The sequence below is a fragment of the Salinivibrio sp. MA351 genome (genome assembly GCF_001996065.1).
Classification (GTDB): Bacteria; Pseudomonadota; Gammaproteobacteria; order Enterobacterales; family Vibrionaceae; genus Salinivibrio; species Salinivibrio costicola.
In genome coordinates, this window is the sequence record NZ_MUFG01000036.1 from 1 (window position 1) to 21166 (window position 21166).

The 21166-nt window shown below is 47.0% G+C and carries 20 protein-coding genes, 2 pseudogenes and 1 other annotated feature; of the genes and pseudogenes, 8 read left to right on the top strand and 14 right to left on the bottom strand.

Annotation, left to right across the window (positions count from 1 at the left end):
• Nucleotides 1-21 precede the first annotated feature (21 nt).
• From BZG78_RS14210 to BZG78_RS14220, 3 genes are read left to right on the top strand one after another with little or no spacing between them, the layout of a single operon-like run.
• Nucleotides 22-1221 carry an aminotransferase class V-fold PLP-dependent enzyme gene (locus BZG78_RS14210; RefSeq protein WP_077661568.1) on the top strand — a complete coding sequence of 400 codons (1200 nt, stop codon included), beginning with the start codon at nucleotides 22-24 and terminating at the stop codon, nucleotides 1219-1221.
• Nucleotides 1218-1649 (top strand): NUDIX domain-containing protein, encoded by a 432-nt coding sequence (locus BZG78_RS14215; RefSeq protein ID WP_077661569.1) that lies wholly within the window; start codon nucleotides 1218-1220, stop codon nucleotides 1647-1649. The genes BZG78_RS14210 and BZG78_RS14215 overlap by 4 nt, the downstream gene beginning before the upstream one ends.
• 48 nt (nucleotides 1650-1697) lie before the next feature.
• Nucleotides 1698-2492, top strand: a complete 795-nt coding sequence (locus tag BZG78_RS14220; protein WP_077661570.1) for an inositol monophosphatase family protein — start codon at nucleotides 1698-1700, stop codon at nucleotides 2490-2492.
• Between the two features lie 243 nt (nucleotides 2493-2735).
• On the opposite strand, the pseudogene BZG78_RS14225 reads toward BZG78_RS14220, so the two are convergent.
• From BZG78_RS14225 to BZG78_RS14290, 14 genes and pseudogenes are all read right to left on the bottom strand, one after another.
• Nucleotides 2736-3038: pseudogene (locus BZG78_RS14225) on the bottom strand (IS5/IS1182 family transposase); the annotation flags it as partial.
• A gap of 125 nt (nucleotides 3039-3163) precedes the next feature.
• Nucleotides 3164-3787 carry a bifunctional phosphoribosyl-AMP cyclohydrolase/phosphoribosyl-ATP diphosphatase HisIE gene (gene hisIE / locus BZG78_RS14230; protein ID WP_077661571.1) on the bottom strand — a complete coding sequence of 208 codons (624 nt, stop codon included), beginning with the start codon at nucleotides 3785-3787 and terminating at the stop codon, nucleotides 3164-3166.
• Complete coding sequence (hisF, locus tag BZG78_RS14235) at nucleotides 3784-4557, bottom strand: imidazole glycerol phosphate synthase subunit HisF (RefSeq protein ID WP_077599190.1); 774 nt, start codon at nucleotides 4555-4557, stop codon at nucleotides 3784-3786. The genes hisIE and hisF overlap by 4 nt, the downstream gene beginning before the upstream one ends.
• On the bottom strand, nucleotides 4539-5276 hold the full coding sequence (gene hisA, locus BZG78_RS14240) for a 1-(5-phosphoribosyl)-5-[(5-phosphoribosylamino)methylideneamino]imidazole-4-carboxamide isomerase (protein WP_077661572.1): 738 nt from the start codon (nucleotides 5274-5276) through the stop codon (nucleotides 4539-4541). The genes hisF and hisA overlap by 19 nt, the downstream gene beginning before the upstream one ends.
• A gap of 6 nt (nucleotides 5277-5282) precedes the next feature.
• On the bottom strand, nucleotides 5283-5882 hold the full coding sequence (gene hisH, locus BZG78_RS14245; RefSeq protein ID WP_077661573.1) for an imidazole glycerol phosphate synthase subunit HisH: 600 nt from the start codon (nucleotides 5880-5882) through the stop codon (nucleotides 5283-5285).
• Nucleotides 5882-6964 carry a bifunctional histidinol-phosphatase/imidazoleglycerol-phosphate dehydratase HisB gene (hisB, locus tag BZG78_RS14250; protein ID WP_242413032.1) on the bottom strand — a complete coding sequence of 361 codons (1083 nt, stop codon included), beginning with the start codon at nucleotides 6962-6964 and terminating at the stop codon, nucleotides 5882-5884. The genes hisH and hisB overlap by 1 nt, the downstream gene beginning before the upstream one ends.
• Nucleotides 6961-8013, bottom strand: coding sequence for a histidinol-phosphate transaminase (hisC, locus tag BZG78_RS14255; RefSeq protein ID WP_108743394.1), 1053 nt, complete (start codon nucleotides 8011-8013; stop codon nucleotides 6961-6963). Before hisC ends, hisB begins: the two co-directional genes overlap by 4 nt.
• A gap of 2 nt (nucleotides 8014-8015) precedes the next feature.
• Nucleotides 8016-9332: a histidinol dehydrogenase gene (gene hisD, locus BZG78_RS14260; protein WP_077460409.1), complete on the bottom strand. Its 1317-nt coding sequence runs from the start codon at nucleotides 9330-9332 to the stop codon at nucleotides 8016-8018.
• 6 nt (nucleotides 9333-9338) lie between these two features.
• A complete protein-coding gene (hisG, locus tag BZG78_RS14265) occupies nucleotides 9339-10235 on the bottom strand; it encodes an ATP phosphoribosyltransferase (protein WP_077460410.1) in 897 nt (298 codons plus the stop codon).
• Between the two features lie 34 nt (nucleotides 10236-10269).
• Nucleotides 10270-10408, bottom strand: a sequence feature (His leader region).
• A gap of 258 nt (nucleotides 10409-10666) precedes the next feature.
• Complete coding sequence (locus BZG78_RS14270; protein ID WP_021022348.1) at nucleotides 10667-10870, bottom strand: hypothetical protein; 204 nt, start codon at nucleotides 10868-10870, stop codon at nucleotides 10667-10669.
• A gap of 98 nt (nucleotides 10871-10968) precedes the next feature.
• On the bottom strand, nucleotides 10969-11445 hold the full coding sequence (locus tag BZG78_RS14275; RefSeq protein ID WP_077460411.1) for a YchJ family metal-binding protein: 477 nt from the start codon (nucleotides 11443-11445) through the stop codon (nucleotides 10969-10971).
• 29 nt (nucleotides 11446-11474) lie between these two features.
• A complete protein-coding gene (gene lpxH / locus BZG78_RS14280; protein ID WP_077661576.1) occupies nucleotides 11475-12209 on the bottom strand; it encodes a UDP-2,3-diacylglucosamine diphosphatase in 735 nt (244 codons plus the stop codon).
• Between the two features lie 81 nt (nucleotides 12210-12290).
• Entirely contained in the window at nucleotides 12291-12788 is a 498-nt protein-coding gene (locus tag BZG78_RS14285) for a peptidylprolyl isomerase (protein WP_077661577.1), read from the bottom strand.
• Between the two features lie 197 nt (nucleotides 12789-12985).
• Nucleotides 12986-13564: a MarR family transcriptional regulator gene (locus tag BZG78_RS14290; protein WP_077576342.1), complete on the bottom strand. Its 579-nt coding sequence runs from the start codon at nucleotides 13562-13564 to the stop codon at nucleotides 12986-12988.
• Nucleotides 13565-13804: 240 nt separating this feature from the next.
• Between BZG78_RS14290 and cysS the strand changes: the two genes are divergently transcribed.
• From cysS to BZG78_RS14320, 5 genes and pseudogenes are all read left to right on the top strand, one after another.
• A complete protein-coding gene (cysS, locus tag BZG78_RS14295; RefSeq protein ID WP_108743395.1) occupies nucleotides 13805-15199 on the top strand; it encodes a cysteine--tRNA ligase in 1395 nt (464 codons plus the stop codon).
• A 311-nt stretch (nucleotides 15200-15510) separates the two neighbouring features.
• The gene (gene kdpA / locus BZG78_RS14305; RefSeq protein WP_077661580.1) at nucleotides 15511-17223 is read left to right on the top strand and encodes a potassium-transporting ATPase subunit KdpA; all 1713 of its coding nucleotides are present in this window, start codon (nucleotides 15511-15513) and stop codon (nucleotides 17221-17223) included.
• Between the two features lie 10 nt (nucleotides 17224-17233).
• Nucleotides 17234-19255, top strand: coding sequence for a potassium-transporting ATPase subunit KdpB (kdpB, locus tag BZG78_RS14310; RefSeq protein ID WP_077661581.1), 2022 nt, complete (start codon nucleotides 17234-17236; stop codon nucleotides 19253-19255).
• A 5-nt stretch (nucleotides 19256-19260) separates the two neighbouring features.
• A complete protein-coding gene (gene kdpC / locus BZG78_RS14315; protein ID WP_199877207.1) occupies nucleotides 19261-19893 on the top strand; it encodes a potassium-transporting ATPase subunit KdpC in 633 nt (210 codons plus the stop codon).
• 51 nt (nucleotides 19894-19944) lie between these two features.
• A pseudogene (locus BZG78_RS14320) lies at nucleotides 19945-21166 on the top strand (sensor histidine kinase KdpD); the annotation flags it as partial.

The following is a 21166-nucleotide window of genomic DNA, read 5'->3' on the forward strand; positions in this document are numbered from 1 at the left end:
GCATAATAGGAGATATATAATATGAACTCACAACACTCTAAGTTCTCACATCCCAAAATTTCTAAAGAAATAAAAGATAGCGTGCAAAGTCAGCTTCTTGAGGATATCTCTATTTATGATAATGGTGGTATATATGAGCGTCTTGAAGGAGAGTTCAAAAAGAAGTTTAACGTAGAGAATGCCATTGCAGTTAATTCTGGGACAACTGCTTTATTCTCCATGTTTTACGGTGCCGGAATTGCCCATGGGGATGAGGTTATTGTTCCGAGTTATACTTTTTTTGCAACCTGTGCACCTCTTCATCAGCTTGGGGCAGAGCTGAAATTCGCCGATTGCGGAGATAATGGTAATATTGATCCTAAGGCCGTTGAGGCCTTAATCACCAGCAAAACAAAGGCTGTAGTGGTGACCCACATGTGGGGTATTCCATGTGATATGGATGAGCTCATTAATATTTGTAAACGCCATAACCTGCTGCTCCTTGAGGACAGTTCACATGCCCACGGTGCAACCTGGGATGGTAAAATGATTGGTAGCTTCAGCGATGGCTCGGCATGGAGTTTTCAGGGTAAAAAGATCCTCACTTCAGGAGAAGGTGGCTTCTTTGCGACCAAACACCGTAGAGTGTATGAAAGGGCCGTCTTGGTTGGGCATTTCAATAAACGTGCAAAAAAAGAAGTACATGACGAAGATTTAAAGGATTTTGCAATTACCGGTACCGGCCTGAATTTGCGTATGCATCCTCTGGGTGCTGCTGTTGTTATGCCGCAAATGGCTCATTTTGAGCAAATGATGGAAGAAAAACGAGAAACGGCATTGTTGATGAAAAAAGGCATTGAAGCAATCGAGGGTTTGAAGGTCGCACGTATTCCTGACAAGGCCAACCCAGCATGGTATGCATTGCCAGTCATGTTTGATGAGACTAAATTTACTGTTGACCTCCACGGGTTTGTCAATAAATTGAATGAACTGGGTGCTGTAGAAGCCGATATTCCGGGATCGACCTGTCCAATTAATGGCTATTTCTTATTCCACTCTCCGCATAAAATATCGCAAGACTATTTCGAGAAGGTGCGGGTTGAAAAACATGATTTTGAGAATGCTATTAAATTCCATAATAGTATGTTTAAATTAGACGTTTGGTATGGTGAAGAACGCTATGGTTTTATTGATAACTATTTATCCATTATTAATTCTGTCGCGGAGTTATATAGAAAATGATTGAGCGTTTAGTTCCCCATGACATATTGGATTCTCTGGATAAATATGATCGAATCGTTGTCGGCGGTATCATTAGCGTCGCTGGACATGACGATAGAGTGCTTTTTTTGAAACGCTCTAAGCATGAATTTATGCCTGACGCTTGGGAAATACCTTCAGGTGGTATTGAAGAGGGCGAGTCCATGCTGAAAGCGCTTAAGCGCGAAATTAAAGAAGAGACTAATCTAGAGGTTTTTGATGTTGGGGGTTTTGTAAGTGCCGTTGATTATCTTGCAAAGGATAATAAATGCTTGCAACTAAATTTTAATGTATGCTGTCGTGGGGATGTACAGCTAAGTAATGAGCATTCAGAATTTATATTCTCAAAGATAGACTCTTTCGTAAATAATCTTGACGACTTTATGCTTAGAGTAATCAAGCCTGGTTGACTTTGTCGGCTGGGTCATGGTATGTGGCCCAGCCTCTTTGGAGCGAATATGTTAGATATTGCTTTAGAAGCCATAAAAATGGTACGACCTTACACGGTTAAAGCATTTGAAAGTGCTAAATCTTTTGACATTAAAGCCGATAAATCATTGGTGACCCAAACCGATCTGTTTGTGGAAAGAGAAATTCGACAGTTTCTCATGTCTAAAAATCCAGGCATAAAGATAATGGGTGAGGAATTTGGCTCAAAAAGTCATGAGCGTTTTACAACAGGTTGGGTTATTGATCCAATTGATGGGACAAGAGCATTTCTTTATGGCGTTCCCCTTTTTAGTACTCTCATTTCTTATGTGGAAAACAACGAACCAATCATAGGCGTGATTTCATTTCCGGCATTGAACCAGATAATTTATGCATCAAAAAATGGCGGTTGCTGGTTACAAAATGGAGATGAAAAGCCGGTCAGGGTATGCGCTGTGCCGGCTAAAAAGATCAATCTAGCGAATGCCGTAGTCTCAGTCTCAGGTATTCACAGTACGACATTTGACAGCCGAGAGGGCACAAAAGCATATCATTTATCTAAGGTGGTTAATTCAGCAAGAGATACTGTGTTTATCAATGACTGTTATCAGCATGTTATGGTTGCTATGGGCCGTATTGACGCGGCTATTGATACTCTTATGAAGCCCTGGGATATCGCGGCATTAATACCCTGCATGAGAGAGGCGGGTGTAGCCTGTGCCAATATAAATGATATCGATACTAACTTATTATACGGTGGTAGCCTGCTCACGGCCTCATCACAGTCGCTTATGGATGAGTTGGTTGTTCATCTAAACGGGTAGAAAAAACGTAAAGGCCAAAAAACCTAAGCAATATTCATATGGAAGACAACGCCGAGTTTATGTGTAACTTTCCGACGAACGTTTTTTCACTTAGTGGGATGAATAACGCCGAACTTGCCAATATAGTCTCTTTTTTACTTATATTATTATCCCCGCTGATCTTACTGCTATATCTGAACCCATCACTGGCGTTGTTGATCAAATCATCCACCTAACGCACTGATCCCATTAGGATTACTTCCATTAATCAACTCGGCAACTAACAGGCATATCGAGTTGATTGACTTTGTTCATCACTTTCATGTTGGCCAATGCTTCGCCAGCTTGTGCATTGTAATTACGCAGAGTCAGCTGAGGGATGAGTAACTTTTTGTATCGAGATATCCCTGTTTCCGACAGAGAGCGTTGGTGATAACCCGCTTCTCGTTTCCAGTCTTCCAAGTCACCGGATTTCAAGGATTCGACGGCTGCATTGCAAGGACGGCCGTCCTCCCAGTAACCCGCATTGCTGCGCGGTGGAATGGTCGGTTTAATGCCTTTTCTTCTGTGGCCTACCTTGACGCTTTGATGGTCTGATCACTGCGAGAGTGATAAGTTTCATCATTTAGGAAAAAGCGCCGCAGTTGTGCGGCGCTTTGGAGAGAGCATGTTTAGGTTAACGCGCTGCGCTGTTAGCCTTGGTGGCGAGAGGCGAGGACTTCGGTCACTTGATGGAGGCTAAGCTCTTGGTCTTGCAGTAATACCAATAGGTGATAAAGCAAGTCGGCACTTTCGTTTAATAGCTCGGCCTTATCGCCTGCCGTGGCAGCGAGGGCGACTTCGACCCCTTCTTCTCCCACTTTTTGCGCGATACGCTTGGTGCCTTTGGCAAATAAGCTCGCGGTGTAAGAGTCATCAGGCGCGGCGTCTTTGCGGTTGGCAAGCACTTGCTCAAGGCTCGACAAAAAGCCGGGACCCGTGTGTGGCGGTTTATTATCACTGTCAAAGCAGGTGGTCGTGCCGAGGTGACAGGTGGGCCCATGCGGCGTCGCCGTGACCAATAAGGTATCTTGATCGCAATCGAGTGCAATGTGTTCCAGGCTCAACACATGACCGGAGCTTTCGCCTTTTACCCAAAGACGCGACTTGCTGCGCGACCAAAAGGTGACGCGACCGGTTTCGAGCGTCGCGTTCAGTGCATCGGCATTCATGTAGCCCAGCATCAATACTTGGCCGCTATCACTGTGTTGGATAATCGCAGGCACCAAGCCGGCGTTTTTCTCCCAATCGATACGTTCTACCCACGCTGCCGTCATACTCTTACCTCGATCCCTTGTTGTTTTAATGTTTGTTTTAATTCGCTTATCGCGATGATTTGCTTGTGAAACACCGAAGCGGCCAGCGCGCCATCGACATTCGCTTGTAAAAAGGCGTCGGCGAAGTGCGACATTTCACCAGCACCGCCGGAGGCAATCAGGGGCACCTGACAGCGCTCTCTCACCATTTTTAGTTGGGTTAAGTCATAGCCTTGGCGCACGCCATCGCGGTTCATCATATTGAGTACGATTTCGCCTGCGCCCCGTTGCTGGACCTCTTCAACCCACGCGGCGGTTTGCCATGGCGTGGCCTGAGTGCGGCTTTCATCGCCGGTAAATTGATAGACCTGATAGTGTCCGGTGGCTTCATCGAAGAAGGAATCAATCCCAACCACCACGCACTGCACGCCAAACTTATTGGCCAGCCGCGTGATCAAACTTGGGTCGGCCAAGGCGGGTGAGTTAATCGATATTTTATCCGCGCCGAATTCCAAGATTTGTTGGGCATCGGCTTCGGATTTAATTCCACCGGCGACGCAAAAGGGGATATCAATTACTTCCGCGACGCGACTGACCCAGCTTTTATCGACCACCCGGCTGTCACTGGAGGCGGTGATGTCATAAAACACCAACTCATCAGCGCCTTCTTCGGCGTAACGCTTGGCGAGTGGGACGATATCGCCGATGATTTCGTGATTACGAAATTGCACGCCTTTAACCACTTGTCCGTCGCGGACGTCCAAACAAGGAATTATCCGTTTTGCCAGCATGCGATCGCCTCCTCTGCGCTAAAGTTGCCTTCCAGTAGGGCGCGGCCGACGATCACGCCTGCGACGCCGGTATTGCGCAAGGCGCGAATGTCTTCGAGACTGCCAATGCCGCCTGATGATTGAAACGCAATGCTCGGATAGCGCTGACACAAGTCGCGGTAAAGCGCCACATTGCTGCCTTGCAAGGTGCCATCGCGGGAGATATCGGTGCACAGCACATGCTCTAGCCCGACGGACAAATAATCGTCGAGTAGCGCTTCAATGGTGACGCCGGAGTCTTGTTGCCAGCCGGACACCGCCACGCGTCGCGTCCCGTCACTGTCAATGTGAATGTCGAGTGCCAATACAATCCGGTCAGGGCCGTAGGTTTGCATCCAGCCTTTGACCAAATCGGGGGATTTGACCGCGGTGGAGCCGATCACTACGCGCTGCGCGCCGGTGTTTAGCAGCTCAATCACGTCCATTTCGGTGCGCACGCCGCCGCCGATTTGGATATTGGCGGGCGTTGATTGCAAAATCTCGGTGATTAAATCGACCTGACGCGCGGTCGGATCTTTGGCACCGGTTAAATCCACGAGGTGCAACCAATCCGCGCCCGCTTGATGGTAACGTGCGAACTGCTCACGCGGGTCAAAACCGTAGTCGGTTTTTTGCTGATAATCCCCTTGATAAAGGCGCACCACTTGGCCATCTATCAAATCGAGTGCTGGTATAATCATCCTTGCTTACATCTCCAAAAAATTCTGAATCAAACGCGCGCCCACTTTGCCCGAGCGCTCAGGGTGAAACTGAACCCCGTAGTAGTTGCCTTGATTGATTGCTGCGCTGAACGCATGACCATAGTGACATTGTGCCAGGGTATAGTCACCGACCGGCATCGCGTAACTGTGGACAAAATAGAAGTAGCTGCCCGCGACAATGCCGTCGAATAAGGGATGGTCATTGACGGTGGCGACCCGATTCCAACCCATATGAGGTAAAGGCTGGCCATCGGTATCCATTAGCTTGGTCGGCGCGGGGATGTGGCCAAGGCACTCAACCGGGCTATCGCCTTCATCGGAGCGCGTGCCTAGCATTTGCATACCAAGACAAATTCCCAGTAGCGGTTGCTCAACCTGTTTAACTAAATCTACTAAGCCGCGCTCGGTGAGGTTTTTCATCGCTTCGCTGGCTGTGCCGACGCCGGGCAAAAAAAGCTTGTCTGCCCCCAGCACTACGTCGGGATCGCGGCTCAATGTGGCTTGATACCCCAGGCGTTCGACAGCAAAGCGTACCGAGGAGACATTGGCGCAGCCGGTATCGATAATGACGGTGTGTTTGCTCATTATAAGACTCCTTTACTGCTTGGCAGAGCATCGCCTTCTACCTTGATGGCTTGACGCAAGGTGCGGCCAAAGGCTTTAAATAAGCTTTCTACCAAGTGATGGGTGTTTTCGCCATCGACGGTCAGGTGAAGGGTACAGGCCAAAGTATCGGTCAATGAGCGGAAAAAATGCCCGACCATTTCGGTCGACATATCGCCCACTTGTGGCTGCGGGAAGCTGGCCTCAAATTTAAGAAACGGACGTCCGGATAAATCCAACGCACATTGCGCCAAGCATTCATCCATCGGCAGGCTAAACCCAAAACGGCCAATACCGCGCTTATCGCCCAGCGCCCGTTTAAGCGCGTCGCCCAAGGCGAGGGCGGTGTCTTCAATGGTGTGGTGGTCATCGATGTGCAAATCGCCTTTAACGCCAACGCTCAGCTGAAAACCGCCGTGGGTGGCGATTTGATCCAACATGTGGTCAAAAAAGCCCAGTCCGGTTTCAATGCGGCTGCCACCACTTTTATCCAGGTTAACATCCACTTGAATGTCGGTTTCTTTGGTGGTGCGAGTCACCGATGCGATGCGCGGCTGCAAGGTCAGACGCTCGACAATCTGTGGCCAGCCCATCACGTCGCGTTGGTACTTGATCCCTTGTAGCGCCATATTGTTGGCTAAGGTGATATCGGTGTCGCGATCGCCAATCACTGCCGAATGGGCGAAATCAATCCGGCCTTGTTGCAGATAGTCTTTTACCAAGCCTAATTTAGGCTTGCGGCAGCTACAGTCGTCGCTATCAAAGTGCGGGCAAATCAGCACGTCTTCAAAATGGATCCCTTGTGAGCGAAATAGCGCCATCATCATGTTGTGTGGTGCATCAAAGTCCGCTTGCGGGAAGCTATCGGTCCCTAAACCATCTTGATTGCTCACCATCACCAAGGTGTAGCCCGCCGCTTGTAGGCTAAGTAGTGCGGGGATCACGTCCGACTCAAAGGTCAATTTATCCAGACGATCCACTTGGTAGTCTTCAGGCGGCTCCACAATCAAGGTGCCATCACGGTCAATAAATAAAATCTTGTCTTTCACAGTGGTTGTCCTTATTCACTGAGCTGCTGGCGGATAAAAGCCAACACTTTTTCACATTCGTCACGGTTGCCAATACTGATGCGTAAGCTGTTCTCGATCGCGGTACGGCGCACAATAATCCCCGCATTACCCAAGTGCTCGAACACCGCATCGGTGTCGTCCAGGCTTATCAGCAGGTAGTTACCAAAGCCTGGATGCACCTTGATGCCGGGCAGCATACTGAGGCCGGCTTGCAAATAGGCACGGTTGGCGGTTAAGTCCAAAACCTGATACTTCATCCGCGCCAAGCCCGCTTCGGAGAGCGCTTGCTCGGCAATATCTGACACGGGCACCGGCACCGGATACGGCGGGATCACCTTGAGCATCAAGTTAATAATAGCGGGATTGGCGAGGGTAAAGCCGCAACGCAGTCCCGCCAGAGCGAACGCTTTTGATAGCGTGCGCAAAATGGCCAGATTCTCAAAGCGCGCGAGTAAATCGGTGCAGGTCGCTTCTGGACTAAATTCGATATAGGCTTCATCCAACACCACAATCGCGCGACCTTGGGTGCGGGTGAGTAGCGCTTCTATGTCGTCGCGGTTAATTAAATTACCGGTCGGATTATTAGGACTACATACGAAGATAAGCTTGATGTTGGCATCTGCCTCCAAGGCGGAATCAATTCCTGCCATGTCCAGCTGCCAGTCGGCGGTGAGCGGCACTTGGGTGGTGGCGATCCCTTGGTTTTCGGCACTGACCGCATACATGCCATAGGTGGGTGGGCAAATCAGTACGCTATCTTGGTTTGGCTCGCAAAACGCGCGCAGCAATAAATCAATCCCTTCATCGGCGCCACGAGTGGTAATCACTTGGCCCGTGTCTACCCCCGCATAGTTGGCATAGGCGTTAATCAGTGATGCAGGTTGACAGCTGGAATAGCGATTGAGCCCTTGGCCGCTCAGGGTATAAGCATTGTCAAAGGGTGACTCGTTGGCATTGAGCCACACATCCCCGCTACCACCGATACGGCGGGCTGACTGATAGGGCGTGAGCGCTTGTACTTGCTCACGGGCGAGTTTATCGATGCTCATACTAACGGGTCCTCTGAGGCTTGGGCTTGTTGTAGCTTATTTAGACGAATATCGACCGCTTGGCGATGCGCATCCAAGCCCTCGGCTTCTGCGATTCGCATCACGGTCGGGCCCAGTGCTTGTAAGCCGCTTTCGCTGACCTGTTGCACTGTCATCCGCTTATTGAAGTCGGCCAATCCTAAACTGCTGTAGGTACGGGTATAACCGTAAGTCGGCAACACATGGTTGGTGCCTGAGGCGTAATCACCCACGGATTCGGGCGAATAGGCGCCCAAGAAAATCGAGCCAGCGTTATCCAACAGCGGCAACAAATCTCGAGGCTGCTGAGTCTGCACAATCAAGTGCTCTGGTCCGTAGCGGTTAGAAATCGACACGCATTGGGTGAGAGTATCGGCAATAATAATCACACTGCTGCCCAGCGCTTGCTTGGCAATTTCTGCACGACTGAGCGTGGTTAATTGCTGCTGCACCGCATCGGCGACTTTTTCTGCCATCTCTGGGGCTGGGGTCACTAGCACTACTTGCGAATCGGGGCCGTGCTCCGCTTGGCTGAGTAAATCCGCGGCAACAAAGTCGGGATCCGCGCCGGCATCAGCAATCACCAAGACTTCAGAGGGGCCGGCAGGCATGTCCATCGCTGCGCCATTGGCAGCAAGGCTCACCTGACGTTTGGCTTCGGTGACATAGGCATTGCCCGGACCAAAAATCTTATCCACCTTGGTCACACTTTGGGTGCCAAAGGCCATCGCCGCCACCGCTTGTGCGCCACCCAGGGTATAAATTTCATCAATCTCACACAGTTTGGCACAGTATAAGATTTCATCGGCCACTGGCGGTGGGGTACACAGCACCACTTTGCGGCAGCCAGCAATTTGCGCCGGCACGCCCAGCATCAACACTGTAGACGGCAAGGGCGCGCTACCGCCAGGAATATACAGCCCGACGCGGTTAATTGGGCGAGTGATGGATTCACATACCACCCCTGGCATGGTTTCGACTTTCAACGGCTGGGCTTTTTGTGCGCGGTGAAAGGTGCTGATGTTGTCGTAGGCTTGACGTAGGGCAAGTTTGATATCTTCCCCCAATCGCGCTTCGGCATCGGCCAAGATTGCTTTGTCGAGTTTGATGCTATCGAGGTCGACACCATCAAATTTTTTTGTCAGCGCCTTTAAACTTTCATCTCCGCGCTCTCGGACATCGGCGATAATCTCCGCGACGCTCGCTTGGGTTTGGGCACCGGTTGTGATCGCAGGGCGGCGCATCAAGCCCTCTTTTTGTGACTCTCCGAGTGATTTCCAGACTACTGTTCGCATGGTGACTTACTCCATCATCTTTTCAATCGGCAGGACCAAGATTGAGCTTGCGCCCAATTGTTTGAGCTTTTCCATGGTTTCCCAGAACAGATTTTCGGTACTGACAAGGTGCACCGCCACACGGCTTTTTTCGTGTGCGAGCGGCAAAATGGTCGGGTCTTCGGCACCGGGGAGTAGCTCAACAATTTTTTCTAGCGCCTCGCTCGGCGCGTGAAGCATGATGTATTTCGACTCTTTGGCTTGAATCACGCCTTGCATGCGAGTGAGCAAGCGTTCAATTAATGCGGTTTTCTCTTCGCTGAAGCTGCCTTCACGCTGAATTAACACTGCCTTGGAGCGAAAAATGACTTCGGCTTCTTTCAAGCCGTTGGCCTCTAAGGTGGCGCCCGTTGAGACCAAATCACAAATCGCATCGGCGAGCCCCGCACGTGGCGCCACTTCCACGGAGCCATTGAGCATACAAGTGCTGAAATTCACACCCTGCTTGTCCATGTAGGCTTTAAGAATATTGGGATAGGTGGTCGCAATCCGTTGCTCAGCGAGATCTTGTGGGCCGTTGTAATTTTGGTCTTTATCCAGCGCAATGGAAAGACGACAGCCACCAAAGTCGAGGCGACGAAGCAGCTGATACTGGCTCGGCTCACCCAACTTGATGCGCTCAAGGCGAACCTCTTCTAATTCGTTCTCACCAATCACACCTAAGTCAACCACGCCGTCCATGATAAGGCCAGGGATATCATCATCACGAACCAGTAGCAGATCGATGGGCATGTTTTCGGCGTGGACCACCAAGCGCTCGCCGGTGTAGTTAATTTTAACCCCGCAACGTTTGAGCAGCTCTTGGCACTCTTTGGCGAGACGGCCCTTTTTTTGGATGGCGATACGTAAGCGTTGTGTTTGCATGTGTGCTTCCTTGTCTAAAAATGAAAAGCTAAAAAAGAAAAAACCCTCGGAAGACGATGCTCCCGAGGGTCTGAATCTGTTAGCTTGCTAATGACCGACGGAAGCGCTTTTTACTCGTCTTCCAGTCGAAACCATTCCTCCCGAAAGACTAGTCAGGATGATGGTGGTGATGCATGGTCATTAGTGCTGAAATCATTGTTGGTCGTCCATTATCTAACGAAAGTACGCTCTGTGATAAAAATAAGCTCTATACCAAAAAGCTTAACTGTTTATGACCATATCAAAATCCGTTTGGATTGCAACCAGTCAAAGCGCGTTTTTTTCACGTGTCTTTATGCCAGGTCGTGCTAAGTAAGTGTCATGCTAAGTAATTGTCGCCATCGCCGTAAGCGTCGCTATCGCCATGAACAGCGAGAGCGTCGACACCGAGGCTAGACATAAATATCGAGTTCACCGTCTTTTTTAGGTGTTTTTTCCTCGTGCTCTTGGTGCGGTTGCTGAGCGTGATCATTGAGATCGTCTAGCCGCCGCTCTTTACGCGCATCAATGTGTTCCGATTTGCGGATCGCCCATACTTTCGTGGGCGGTGCATGCGGCGTGCGATACACAGGACTCAAATTGCCAAGCCAGTTCATGATGGTCCTCCTTTGGTCTTACTATTAGTATCGACCACGAAGCACCAAACTTGATGATTTTTTAACCAGGAGTTATTTAGAATGGCGAGGCTAGGGGGCTAGCAGCAACACTTTTTAAACTTACGCCCACTGCCACACGGGCAAGGGTCATTGCGGCCGGCTTTGACATGGCCGGGGAAAACACCATCGATATATCGCCATTGAGGCTGTCCATTGATTGTTTCTTGGATAAACCGAGACCGCTCATGTAAACACTGAGGCTCACCGTCGGCAATAAAGTGGGCTTTGAAGGTCACAAACCCAAGCTCACCATGGTTTAATACCTCGCTATCGAGCACCTCAAGTGATTGCCACTGATGATCGGTCATCATGGCAATATCATCCCGAAATGCCTCGGCGCCGCATTCGCGGTGATAGGTCGCGACAATAAAGTCTACCAAGCCTTTCGGATGTGCGCTGTAGCGAGCACGCATCAATTGCTCAGGGTGGGCAGCGTTGGCCGGATGTTGATGAACGGGCGCGCAGCATTCGGCGTAGGGTTTGTTACTACAACAAGGGCATAAATCAGTCTGCATAAAGATCTCTTAACGATAGGCTGAAAGGCTTAGTGATGGATAAAGTCGCGAGTTTGTAAGTCACAGCCTTGCGGGCCACACACTAATACCGACCCGTGTTGGTACCAATCGCCTAACACGATGCGTTGGTAATCGTGTCCTTGATCACACCATTGATGGACATGGGGGCGATGGGTATGGCCGTGAATCATGTTAACCACTCCTGCGTTATCTAACTGGCGCTGCACTTCTTGTGGCGTCACATCCATGATGGTGGATGACTTTTGCTGATTGGCACTGGCACTGCCCGCGCGCATTTTGGCCGCGATACGACGACGCAACGCTAAGGGTAAGCATAAAAACACGTGTTGTAGCCAGCGCTGGTGGACTTTGCGACGAAATGCTTGGTAGTCGGCATCCGCCAAACATAGGGTATCGCCATGGAGAATCAAGGTCGGCGTACCATATAAATCAATGCATGTGTGCTCATCCAACAAGGTGATGCCTGTTTCACGGGCGAAACGCTTTCCGATTAAAAAATCACGATTGCCATGAATAAAGTACACAGGTACACCTTGCTGTGTGAGGGTCGCAAAGGCGGTTTTGATTTGCTGATGAAAGGGGCTGTGATCATCATCGCCAATCCAAGCCTCAAACAAATCTCCCAGCACATAGAGTGCATCAGCGTGGACCGCTTCCTCGGCCATAAATCGCAAAAAGCAATCAGTGATATCTTGCCGAGTAGGGCTGAGGTGTAAATCAGCAATAAAGAGGGTATGTGGCATGTATTGGCTTTTTATTGGCAAAACGAGCGGCTCACTCAAAAAGAAAGGGTAGCTTTAGCTACCCTTGTTGACGAGTGCGGCTTAGTCTTCGATAGTCACGCTATTGATTAATACTTCTTCAACAGGGACGTCTTGGTGTACATAACCCCAATTGCCGGTCGCAACGCCTTTGATCTTATAGACCACGTCCATGCCGTCGACGACTTCGGCAAACACACAGTAGCCCCAACCGTCTGGCGTCTTGGCTTTGTGATCCAGGAATAAGTTGTCATTCACGTTAATAAAGAATTGTGAACTGGCTGAATGCGGCTCCATGGTACGCGCCATGGATAAACGACCGGTAAGGTTACTTAAACCGTTATCCGCTTCGTTTTTGATCGGTGCACGCGTCGACTTTTCTTCCATGCCAGAGGCCATGCCACCGCCTTGGACCATAAAGCCGTCGATAACACGGTGGAACAGGGTTCCGTTATAAAAGCCGTCACGGCAATATTGTAAAAAGTTCTCGACCGTGGCCGGTGCTTCGTCTGCATACATGCGGAGTTTGATATCACCGAACGTGGTATGAAGAGTTACCATGATGTAATCCTGTCATTGGCTTGGCTAAAAAGGATCACAGATTTTAGCCTAACGAGCCGGGTGATCAAGCATGATCGCCCTGGATGTGGAATTAATCATCGCTAAGTGACCCCAAAGTACCGATTTACAGGGACGCTTTGTCATTTTAATTCCTCGAGATCACTTTTATTTCTCAAGATCACTTTTATTCATCGAGATCACTCTGACGATATAGGTTCAACATGCCCGAGCAACTTTTTGAGTAAATCAGCTAAGTTGGCTTGCTCACTAGTGGTGAGTCCAGCCAGGAGCTGATGCAAGTTATTGGTGTGATCGGTCACCGCCTTATCGATCAAATCCAGCCCTGCGTCGGTGAGTGAGACATAGACTCCACGGCGATCGTTGGGATCGGGGCTGCGTGCCACCAAGCCTTTGTGCTCCAACCGATCAATACGGTTAGTCATGGCGCCGGAGGTGAGCATCAAAGCATCCAGCAGCTGATTTGGGGTTAACGTGTAGGGTTTGCCCGCACGCCGTAACGAGGCCAGCACATCGAATTCCCCTGGGTTTAGATTGTATTGGCCGAAAACATGCTGCAGTTTGGGATTAATGTGGCCGTTGATACGTGCCAACCGGCCTGTAATCGCCATGGGGCTCGGATCAATATCAGGGCGTTCGCTGTGCCACTGGCTCAGAATGAGATCAACCTTGTCAGTTTGTGATGGAGTAACACCTTGTTCTTGGCTTTTTGAAGCAGCCGTGGTTACTGGGTGCGTGCGCGTTGAATTTTTTGTCATAATGGTTATCGATAAAGATTCTTTACCGAAAAATAAATGATCACCACGACCCAACTCAAGCACCGATTGGTCGGTTTTGGTTCAAATCGTGCTTTTTCTCTTAACTTGTGAACTCGGTCGTCGCGCTTTATCGGGCCAGACACCGGGTCGATGCTTGCGTCACGCTAGCAGAAAAGGTGTAATAGCAGCTTCACTTTACTCATTGTCATTACTGTAACGAGTCATCTAATTATTATGTCGATGCAAACCCCCCCGTTAAAGATCTACAACTCACTGACGCGAGAAAAAGCCGTCTTTCAGCCTATCACGCCAGGAAAAATTGGTATGTATGTGTGTGGGGTGACGATTTACGATCTTTGTCATATCGGACATGGGCGCACCTTCGTTTCGTTTGACATGATTTCTCGTTACCTGCGTTATCTGGGCTTTGATCTGACCTTCGTGCGCAACATTACGGACATTGATGACAAGATCATCAAGCGTGCCGCTGAAAATGGCGAGACCTGCGATGCGTTAACAGAACGTTTGATTGGTGAAATGCATCAAGATTTTGATGCCTTAAACATGGTGCGTCCTGATATCGAGCCGCGTGCGACCGATTATATTGACGAAATCATTACCTTGGTAGAAACGCTGATTGCGCGTGGTTTTGCCTATGTGGCCGATAACGGCGATGTAATGTTTGAAGTCGCTAAGTTTGATGAATACGGTAAGTTGTCTAAACAAGACTTGGATCAGCTCCAAGCTGGTGCCCGTGTGGATATTGAAACTGCGAAACGCAGCCCGCTGGATTTTGTGGTGTGGAAAATGTCGAAACCCGGCGAGCCGACGTGGGAATCCCCTTGGGGCCCGGGCCGTCCAGGTTGGCACATTGAATGCTCAGCGATGAACTCAGCGCTTCTGGGTAAGCACTTTGATATTCATGGCGGCGGCTCAGACTTACAGTTCCCGCATCATGAAAACGAAATTGCTCAGTCGTGCTGTGCCCATGACACCCCGTATGTGAATACGTGGATGCACAGCGGCATGGTGATGGTCGATCGTGAGAAGATGTCTAAGTCACTTGGAAACTTCTTTACCATCCGTGACGTGCTGGTGCACTACGATGCAGAGACCGTGCGTTATTTCTTGCTGTCAGGCCATTATCGTAGCCAGCTTAATTACAGCGACGAAAATCTTAACCAAGCCCGCTCAGCATTAGAGCGCCTTTATACCGCATTGCGTGGTTTAGACACTCAGGCAACCCCGGCAGGTGGCGACCAATACGTGGCGCGTTTTGAAGCGGCAATGAATGACGACTTCAATACGCCAGAAGCCTATTCAGTGTTGTTTGATATGGCCCGTGAGATTAACCGCCTCCGTGCTGACGATATGGCCGCCGCGTCTGCGCTGGGCGCGCAAATGCGCAAATTGGCGTCTATTCTTGGTTTGCTCGAGCAAGACGCCGATAACTTCTTGCAAGGTGATGCTGGCGCTGATGATGAAGTTGCTGACATTGAAGCCTTAATTCAAACACGTAATGATGCCCGTAAAGCCAAAGACTTCGCGGCAGCCGATGCGGCGCGCGATGCACTGACCGCGATGGGCATTGTGTTGGAAGATGGCCCACAAGGCACCACCTGGCGCCGTAAGTAAGCCATTCGCAATGATTAAAACCATAAACAAGGAGCCTAAGTAGGCTCCTTTTCTTTTTTGTAAAACTCAATTATAACTAAAGTTGTTTATAGATAACTTTATCTAAATACCTCGCCCATTTTTCAATTTTACGCAGAAATTACGCTTTTCAATAAAACTCACCTAGAAACTTTACGTATGTGCGCTATATCGTTTGAGCGTTCAACAACAGGAGTCTGAAATGAGTTGGTTCTTACTTTTAGTGTCATTTTTGTTAATTGCATATCTTTCTGCCGCTATCATTGTGCCAGAAAAATTTTAGGGGTATTGAAATGTCTGAGGTCATACTTATATGCGCAATCGCATTGTTCTTAGGTTATTTTGTTGGGAAATACATGATCGGCGTGTTTTCAGACCAAAAACACTGGTCAGATAAAGTATTCTCGCCACTTGAAAATGTACTTATAAAATTAATCGGTATTAAAGCATCATCACTAAGTAACTGGAAAGGTTATGTGGTTGCATTTATTGTCAGTAATTTTGCAATAGGTGTTACCGCATATCTTCTCTTTTATTTTCAGCATGTGCTTCCTATGAATCCTGATAATATTGGACCGCTTTCATGGGATCTTGCTTTGCATACAATGGTATCGTTTCTAACCAATACCAATCAGCAGCATTATTCCGGACAAGCGCAACTGTCCTATCTTTCTCAAGGGTTTACGATTGTGACTTTGCAATTTGTAACGCCAGCGATGGGGATTGCGCTGTGTGTTGCGATTCTAAGAGCAATGAAAGGTGGCCTTAATCATGATGCTGAAGAGGGAAGCGAAAGAACACTGGGTAACTTCTACGTAGATACGTTAAAAGCGTTAACACGTGTTCTTATTCCACTCGCGCTGCTGTCTTCTATTTCATTGACATCACAAGGAGTTCCTAGCACATTTTCTGGTGCACAAGTCAGCGATGTCGTTGATAAAAGTACAGCAGTAACCGAGCAGGTCATTCCCGTGGGTCCCGTTTCGGCAATGGTTGCGATCAAACAGCTAGGTACAAACGGTGGCGGTTGGTTTGGACCTAATAGTACTAATCCTCTTGAAAACCCGACACCTGTTAGTAATGTCATCGAAACTATCTCATTAGTTCTTATTCCGATTGCGATTGTTTTTATGGCTGGTGGGATATTAAAAGATAAAAGATTTACCTATTTTACTTTAGCGATAATGGGTTTGATGAGTGTCTTACTGATATCGGCAAGTGTTTACAGTGAGAGATTACCAAATGTCTCCGTGGCTCAAGCAGGTATTGAGGGGCCGAATATGGAAGGCAAAGAAGTCCGATTTGGTACTGATGTCTCAGCACTGTGGGCGACATTAACCACTCAAACCTCAAATGGTTCAGTCAATGCAATGCATGATTCGTTGAATCCAATCGCTGGCTTTACTACCCGTACAGGTATGCTCATCGGTTCGGTTTGGGGAGGCATTGGTGGCGGTTTAGTCAACTTTCTTGTCTACCTATGGATCGGTGTATTTATTGCTGGATTATTAATTGGTCGTACGCCCGAATTTTTGGGTAAAAAAATAGAAACAAAAGAAGTAACACTTTTGTCTCTTTTAATTATTACACCTACTGTAATTGTATTAGGACTAACCGCATTAACGGTTGCATTCCCCTCTATTGCTGGTACGACAAACCCGGGGTTTCATGCAATATCGCAAGTGTTTTATGAATACACTTCAGCTTTTGCAAACAATGGATCTGGTTTTGAAGGGTTGAATGATGACTCTATCTGGTGGAATGTTACATGTGTTATTGCATTAATAGCAGGTCGATATATTCCGTTCATTTTACCTATGATGATTGCAGGATCGTTAGCGAAGAAAAAAATGAGTCCGAAGTCAAGCGGTACGTTGAATATTTATTCACCCGTATTTGCAGTAACAGTGTTTGCTGTCATTGTAATCATCAATGTACTTTCATTTCTTCCTGCAGCGGTCATTGGTCCTGTCGGTGAAGCAATGAGTTTAGGGCTTGCGAACTGAGGTAATTAATATGACAACTAAAAATAGTGCAAGTATAGATTTTTCAGGTTTTAAATCAGCCTTTTGGCAAGCTGTGTTAAACCTAAACCCCGTTAAAATGCTAAAAAGTCCGGTGATGTTTGTCGTTTGGGTTGGTGCAATAATTAACATTGGGGCATTTTTATACCAAGTTAATATGGAGCAGCCTTATGCGTTGACCTTATTAGCAAGCATCATATTGGTATTTACTGTTTGGTTTTCGAACTTTTCTGAATCGGTTGCCGAAGAAAAGAGTCGAGGACAAGCTGCGAGCTTAAAAAATGCAAAGAAAGAGCTTAGAGCTTGTCGCTTAAATGGTAAAAATGAATTTTGGATGGATGCGGATAAGCTTCTAAAAGGCGATAAAGTTATTGTCAGACAAGGAGAGTATATTCCCGCAGATGGCGAAATCCTTTCAGGTGTTGCAACGGTCAATGAATCGGCTGTAACCGGGGAGTCTGCAGCAGTACTTCGTGAAGCGGGTGGTGATCACTCTAGCTTAATTGGTGGCACGAAGATCTTAACTGGAGAGGTGATTCTTGAAGTTGCTAACAACCCAGGAGAAAGCTTTCTTGATAGAATGATTGGCTTGGTAGAGGGGGCATCGCGCAAGAAGACACCAAATGAAACGGCGTTAACTGTCTTTCTCTCTGCCTTAACAATCGTGTTCCTATTTGTTGTTATTTCTCTTCCTATTAGTGCTATCTACATGGGAGGTGAACTAAATTATACGATGCTTATTGCGTTGCTGGTTTGTCTCATTCCTACCACTATTGGAGGACTGCTACCGGCTATAGGTATTGCGGGAATGAATCGCTCATTAGCGCACAATATCGTCGCTAAATCGGGAAAAGCTGTTGAAATTGCAGGTGATATTGACACGCTTTTACTTGATAAAACAGGTACGATCACCTATGGCGATAGACAAGCCACAGAGTTTGTTTGTGCGAATAATATTACCGAAGAAAAGTTAGTATTAGCGGCCGCAGTGTCATCGCTTTTTGATGCAACACCTGAAGGTAAATCAATCATAACACTAGCGAAAAACAACGGCTATGAGATCCCTGAACTAGATGATCAATCTGAGTATATCCCGTTTACACCTAAAACACGTATATCTGGATTAAATCATCACGAAGGCACTCAGTATGTTAAAGGCGCGTCAGACGCGATAAAGGCATGGAGTCACGAAAAAAATCTTGCCTGGCCGCAAGGCATTGATATTATTGTTGATTCAATTGCGAAAAAAGGTGGTACTCCACTTGTCGTTGCAACGAGTGAGGAAGTGCTTGGAGTTATCGCCTTAACTGATGTTGTCAAGCCAGGTGTGGCGGAAAGGTTTAGCGCGCTGAGAGATATGGGAATAAAAACGATCATGGTAACAGGGGATAATCCTGTTACAGCAGGCGTTATTGCGGCAAAAGCGGGCGTTGATGATTTTATTTCAGAAGCTAAACCAGAAGATAAACTTCGTGTTATTCAAACAGAGCAGAAGAAAGGGCGACTGATTGCCATGGTTGGTGATGGGACGAATGATGCTCCCGCTTTGGCACAAGCAGATATAGGCCTAGCGATGAACTCAGGCACTCAAGCAGCAAAAGAAGCTGGAAATATGGTCGATCTTGACTCTGATCCGACAAAACTACTAGCAGTTGTTGAAATAGGTAAACAGCTTCTTATTACTCGTGGTGCATTGACAACATTTTCGTTGTCCAATGACATTGCTAAATACTTTGCGATTATCCCAGCGATTTTTGTAGGCGCAATTCCATCGATTGGCGTGTTGAACTTTATGGATCTTCATAGTCCCACGACAGCCGTACTCTCTGCTCTTATCTTTAATGCGCTTATTATTCCAGCATTGATCCCCTTAGCCATAAAAGGTGTTGGATTTAAAAATAAGAACTCCGAATCGTTATTGAAAACCAATATGCTTTACTATGGCCTTGGAGGCGTGATTCTTCCATTTGTCGCCATAAAATTTATCGATATATGCTTGGCAGCTTTTTATTGAGGTGAATGATGACAACACATACGCAATTAAATAATGTTCAAAAAGCGTCTAGCGAAGACACTAATTACTCGGTGATGAATGCATTATCCGTGTCAGTACGATTTACAATGGTTGTTTTTTTACTTTGTGGAGGCGTTTACACAAGTATCGCCACCGGGCTAGGTAGTATTCTTTTTCCTCATCAAGCATCAGGAAGCCTGCTTACCGTAGGAAGTAAAACAGTCGGCTCTGAATTGGTATCGCAGAAGTTTGAAAGTAGTCAGTACTTCCATTCCAGACCCAGTGCGGCAGGTTATGATCCAAGGGGAACCGTCGGTAGTAATCTCGCACCAGATAATCCTGAATTGAAAACGAGAGTAGCGTCACAAGTTGATATTATTACTCAAGAGTATAATATTGACAGTACAGTGATTCCTGTCGATATGGTAACCACATCAGGTTCTGGCCTTGATCCCCATATTAGCCCAGAAGCTGCTTATATTCAGGCAAAACGCATTGCGATGGAGCGGAATATCGAACTAGATCGAGTTAAACGGCTTATCACTACGATGACGGAACAGCCCCAATGGGGAGTGTTTGGTCAAGAGAGAGTAAATGTACTTTTACTAAATATAGAGCTCGATAAAATAGATAATTAAAATCGTATGTCTAAGGCCAGGTTGAACCTGGCCTTTTAATAGGCTGATATTATGAACGATGATATAGAAAAGAAAAATAAAGTTTCAGCATATCTAGAAGTTGCCAATAAAGTAGAAAAAGGAAAGTTGATAATATTTATTGGTGCTGCGCCTGGTGTTGGTAAAACATATGCAATGCTTAATGCAGCAGCTGAATTAACTCAAACTGAAAAATATGTTCTGTTGGGTGTGATTGAAACACATGGAAGAAAAGACACTGAACATGTGGCTCAACCTTTGCCTCATTTACCTAAAAAGAAATTTTTATATAAAGAGACTCAGCTAGAAGAGTTTGATTTAGATGCTGCGATTAATGAACGACCAGATGTTATATTGGTTGATGAGCTGGCACATACAAATGCACCAGGGAGTCGTCACTCGAAACGATATGAAGACATCATGGAACTTCTTGAGCAAGGGATTGATGTATTTACAACCGTAAATGTTCAACACCTTGTAAGTTTTAATGATATTGTTAGGCGTATTACCGGCGTTAATGTTACAGAAACAGTACCTGATAGTATTTTAGATAAAGCGTATGATATACGATTTATAGATCTTCCTCCTGAAGCTTTAATTGATAGGATGAACCAAGGGAAAATATATCTTCCCGAGTATGCAAGATTAGCAAAAAACACATTTTTCTCAGTTTCAAACCTGATTGCACTTCGTGAATTAGCGATAAAAAGAGTTCTCAATAAAGTCGATGGAGAGCTTGTTAATAGTGCTAAGGCGAAAAGTGGTCAACTAAACATTGTAATCAATGATAAATTACTAGTTCTTATTGATAATAACAGAGATCATAGATACCTTGTTAGTTTAGGTAGAAAAATAGCAGAGAGACGGAAAATATCTTGGGTTGTCGTTTGGGTTGATACCGGTGATGTTCAGAATGATAAAAGTAGAAAAAATCTGAATGGCGCACTAGACTTAAATAAAGAGCTAGGCGGTGAAGTTGATATAATAAGAGGCGAGGATCCAATCACTTCGGTTGCGCCATATATAGCAGAAAACAGAATTAATACTGTTCTTCTTGGAGCAGGAAAAAGAAAGTGGTATCAACCATTTAAGAAGAAGATGTATCGTCGTCTTATAGACTCGGAGCTTGATATTGAAGTGTGCGTATATAACCCACCTAAAGGGTTAAAAAAGGATAAGCAAAACTTTAATATCAGCTCAGATTTTATAGGCGATAAAAAAGGTCATATCTTCGGTGTTGTTGGCGTTGTTTGTG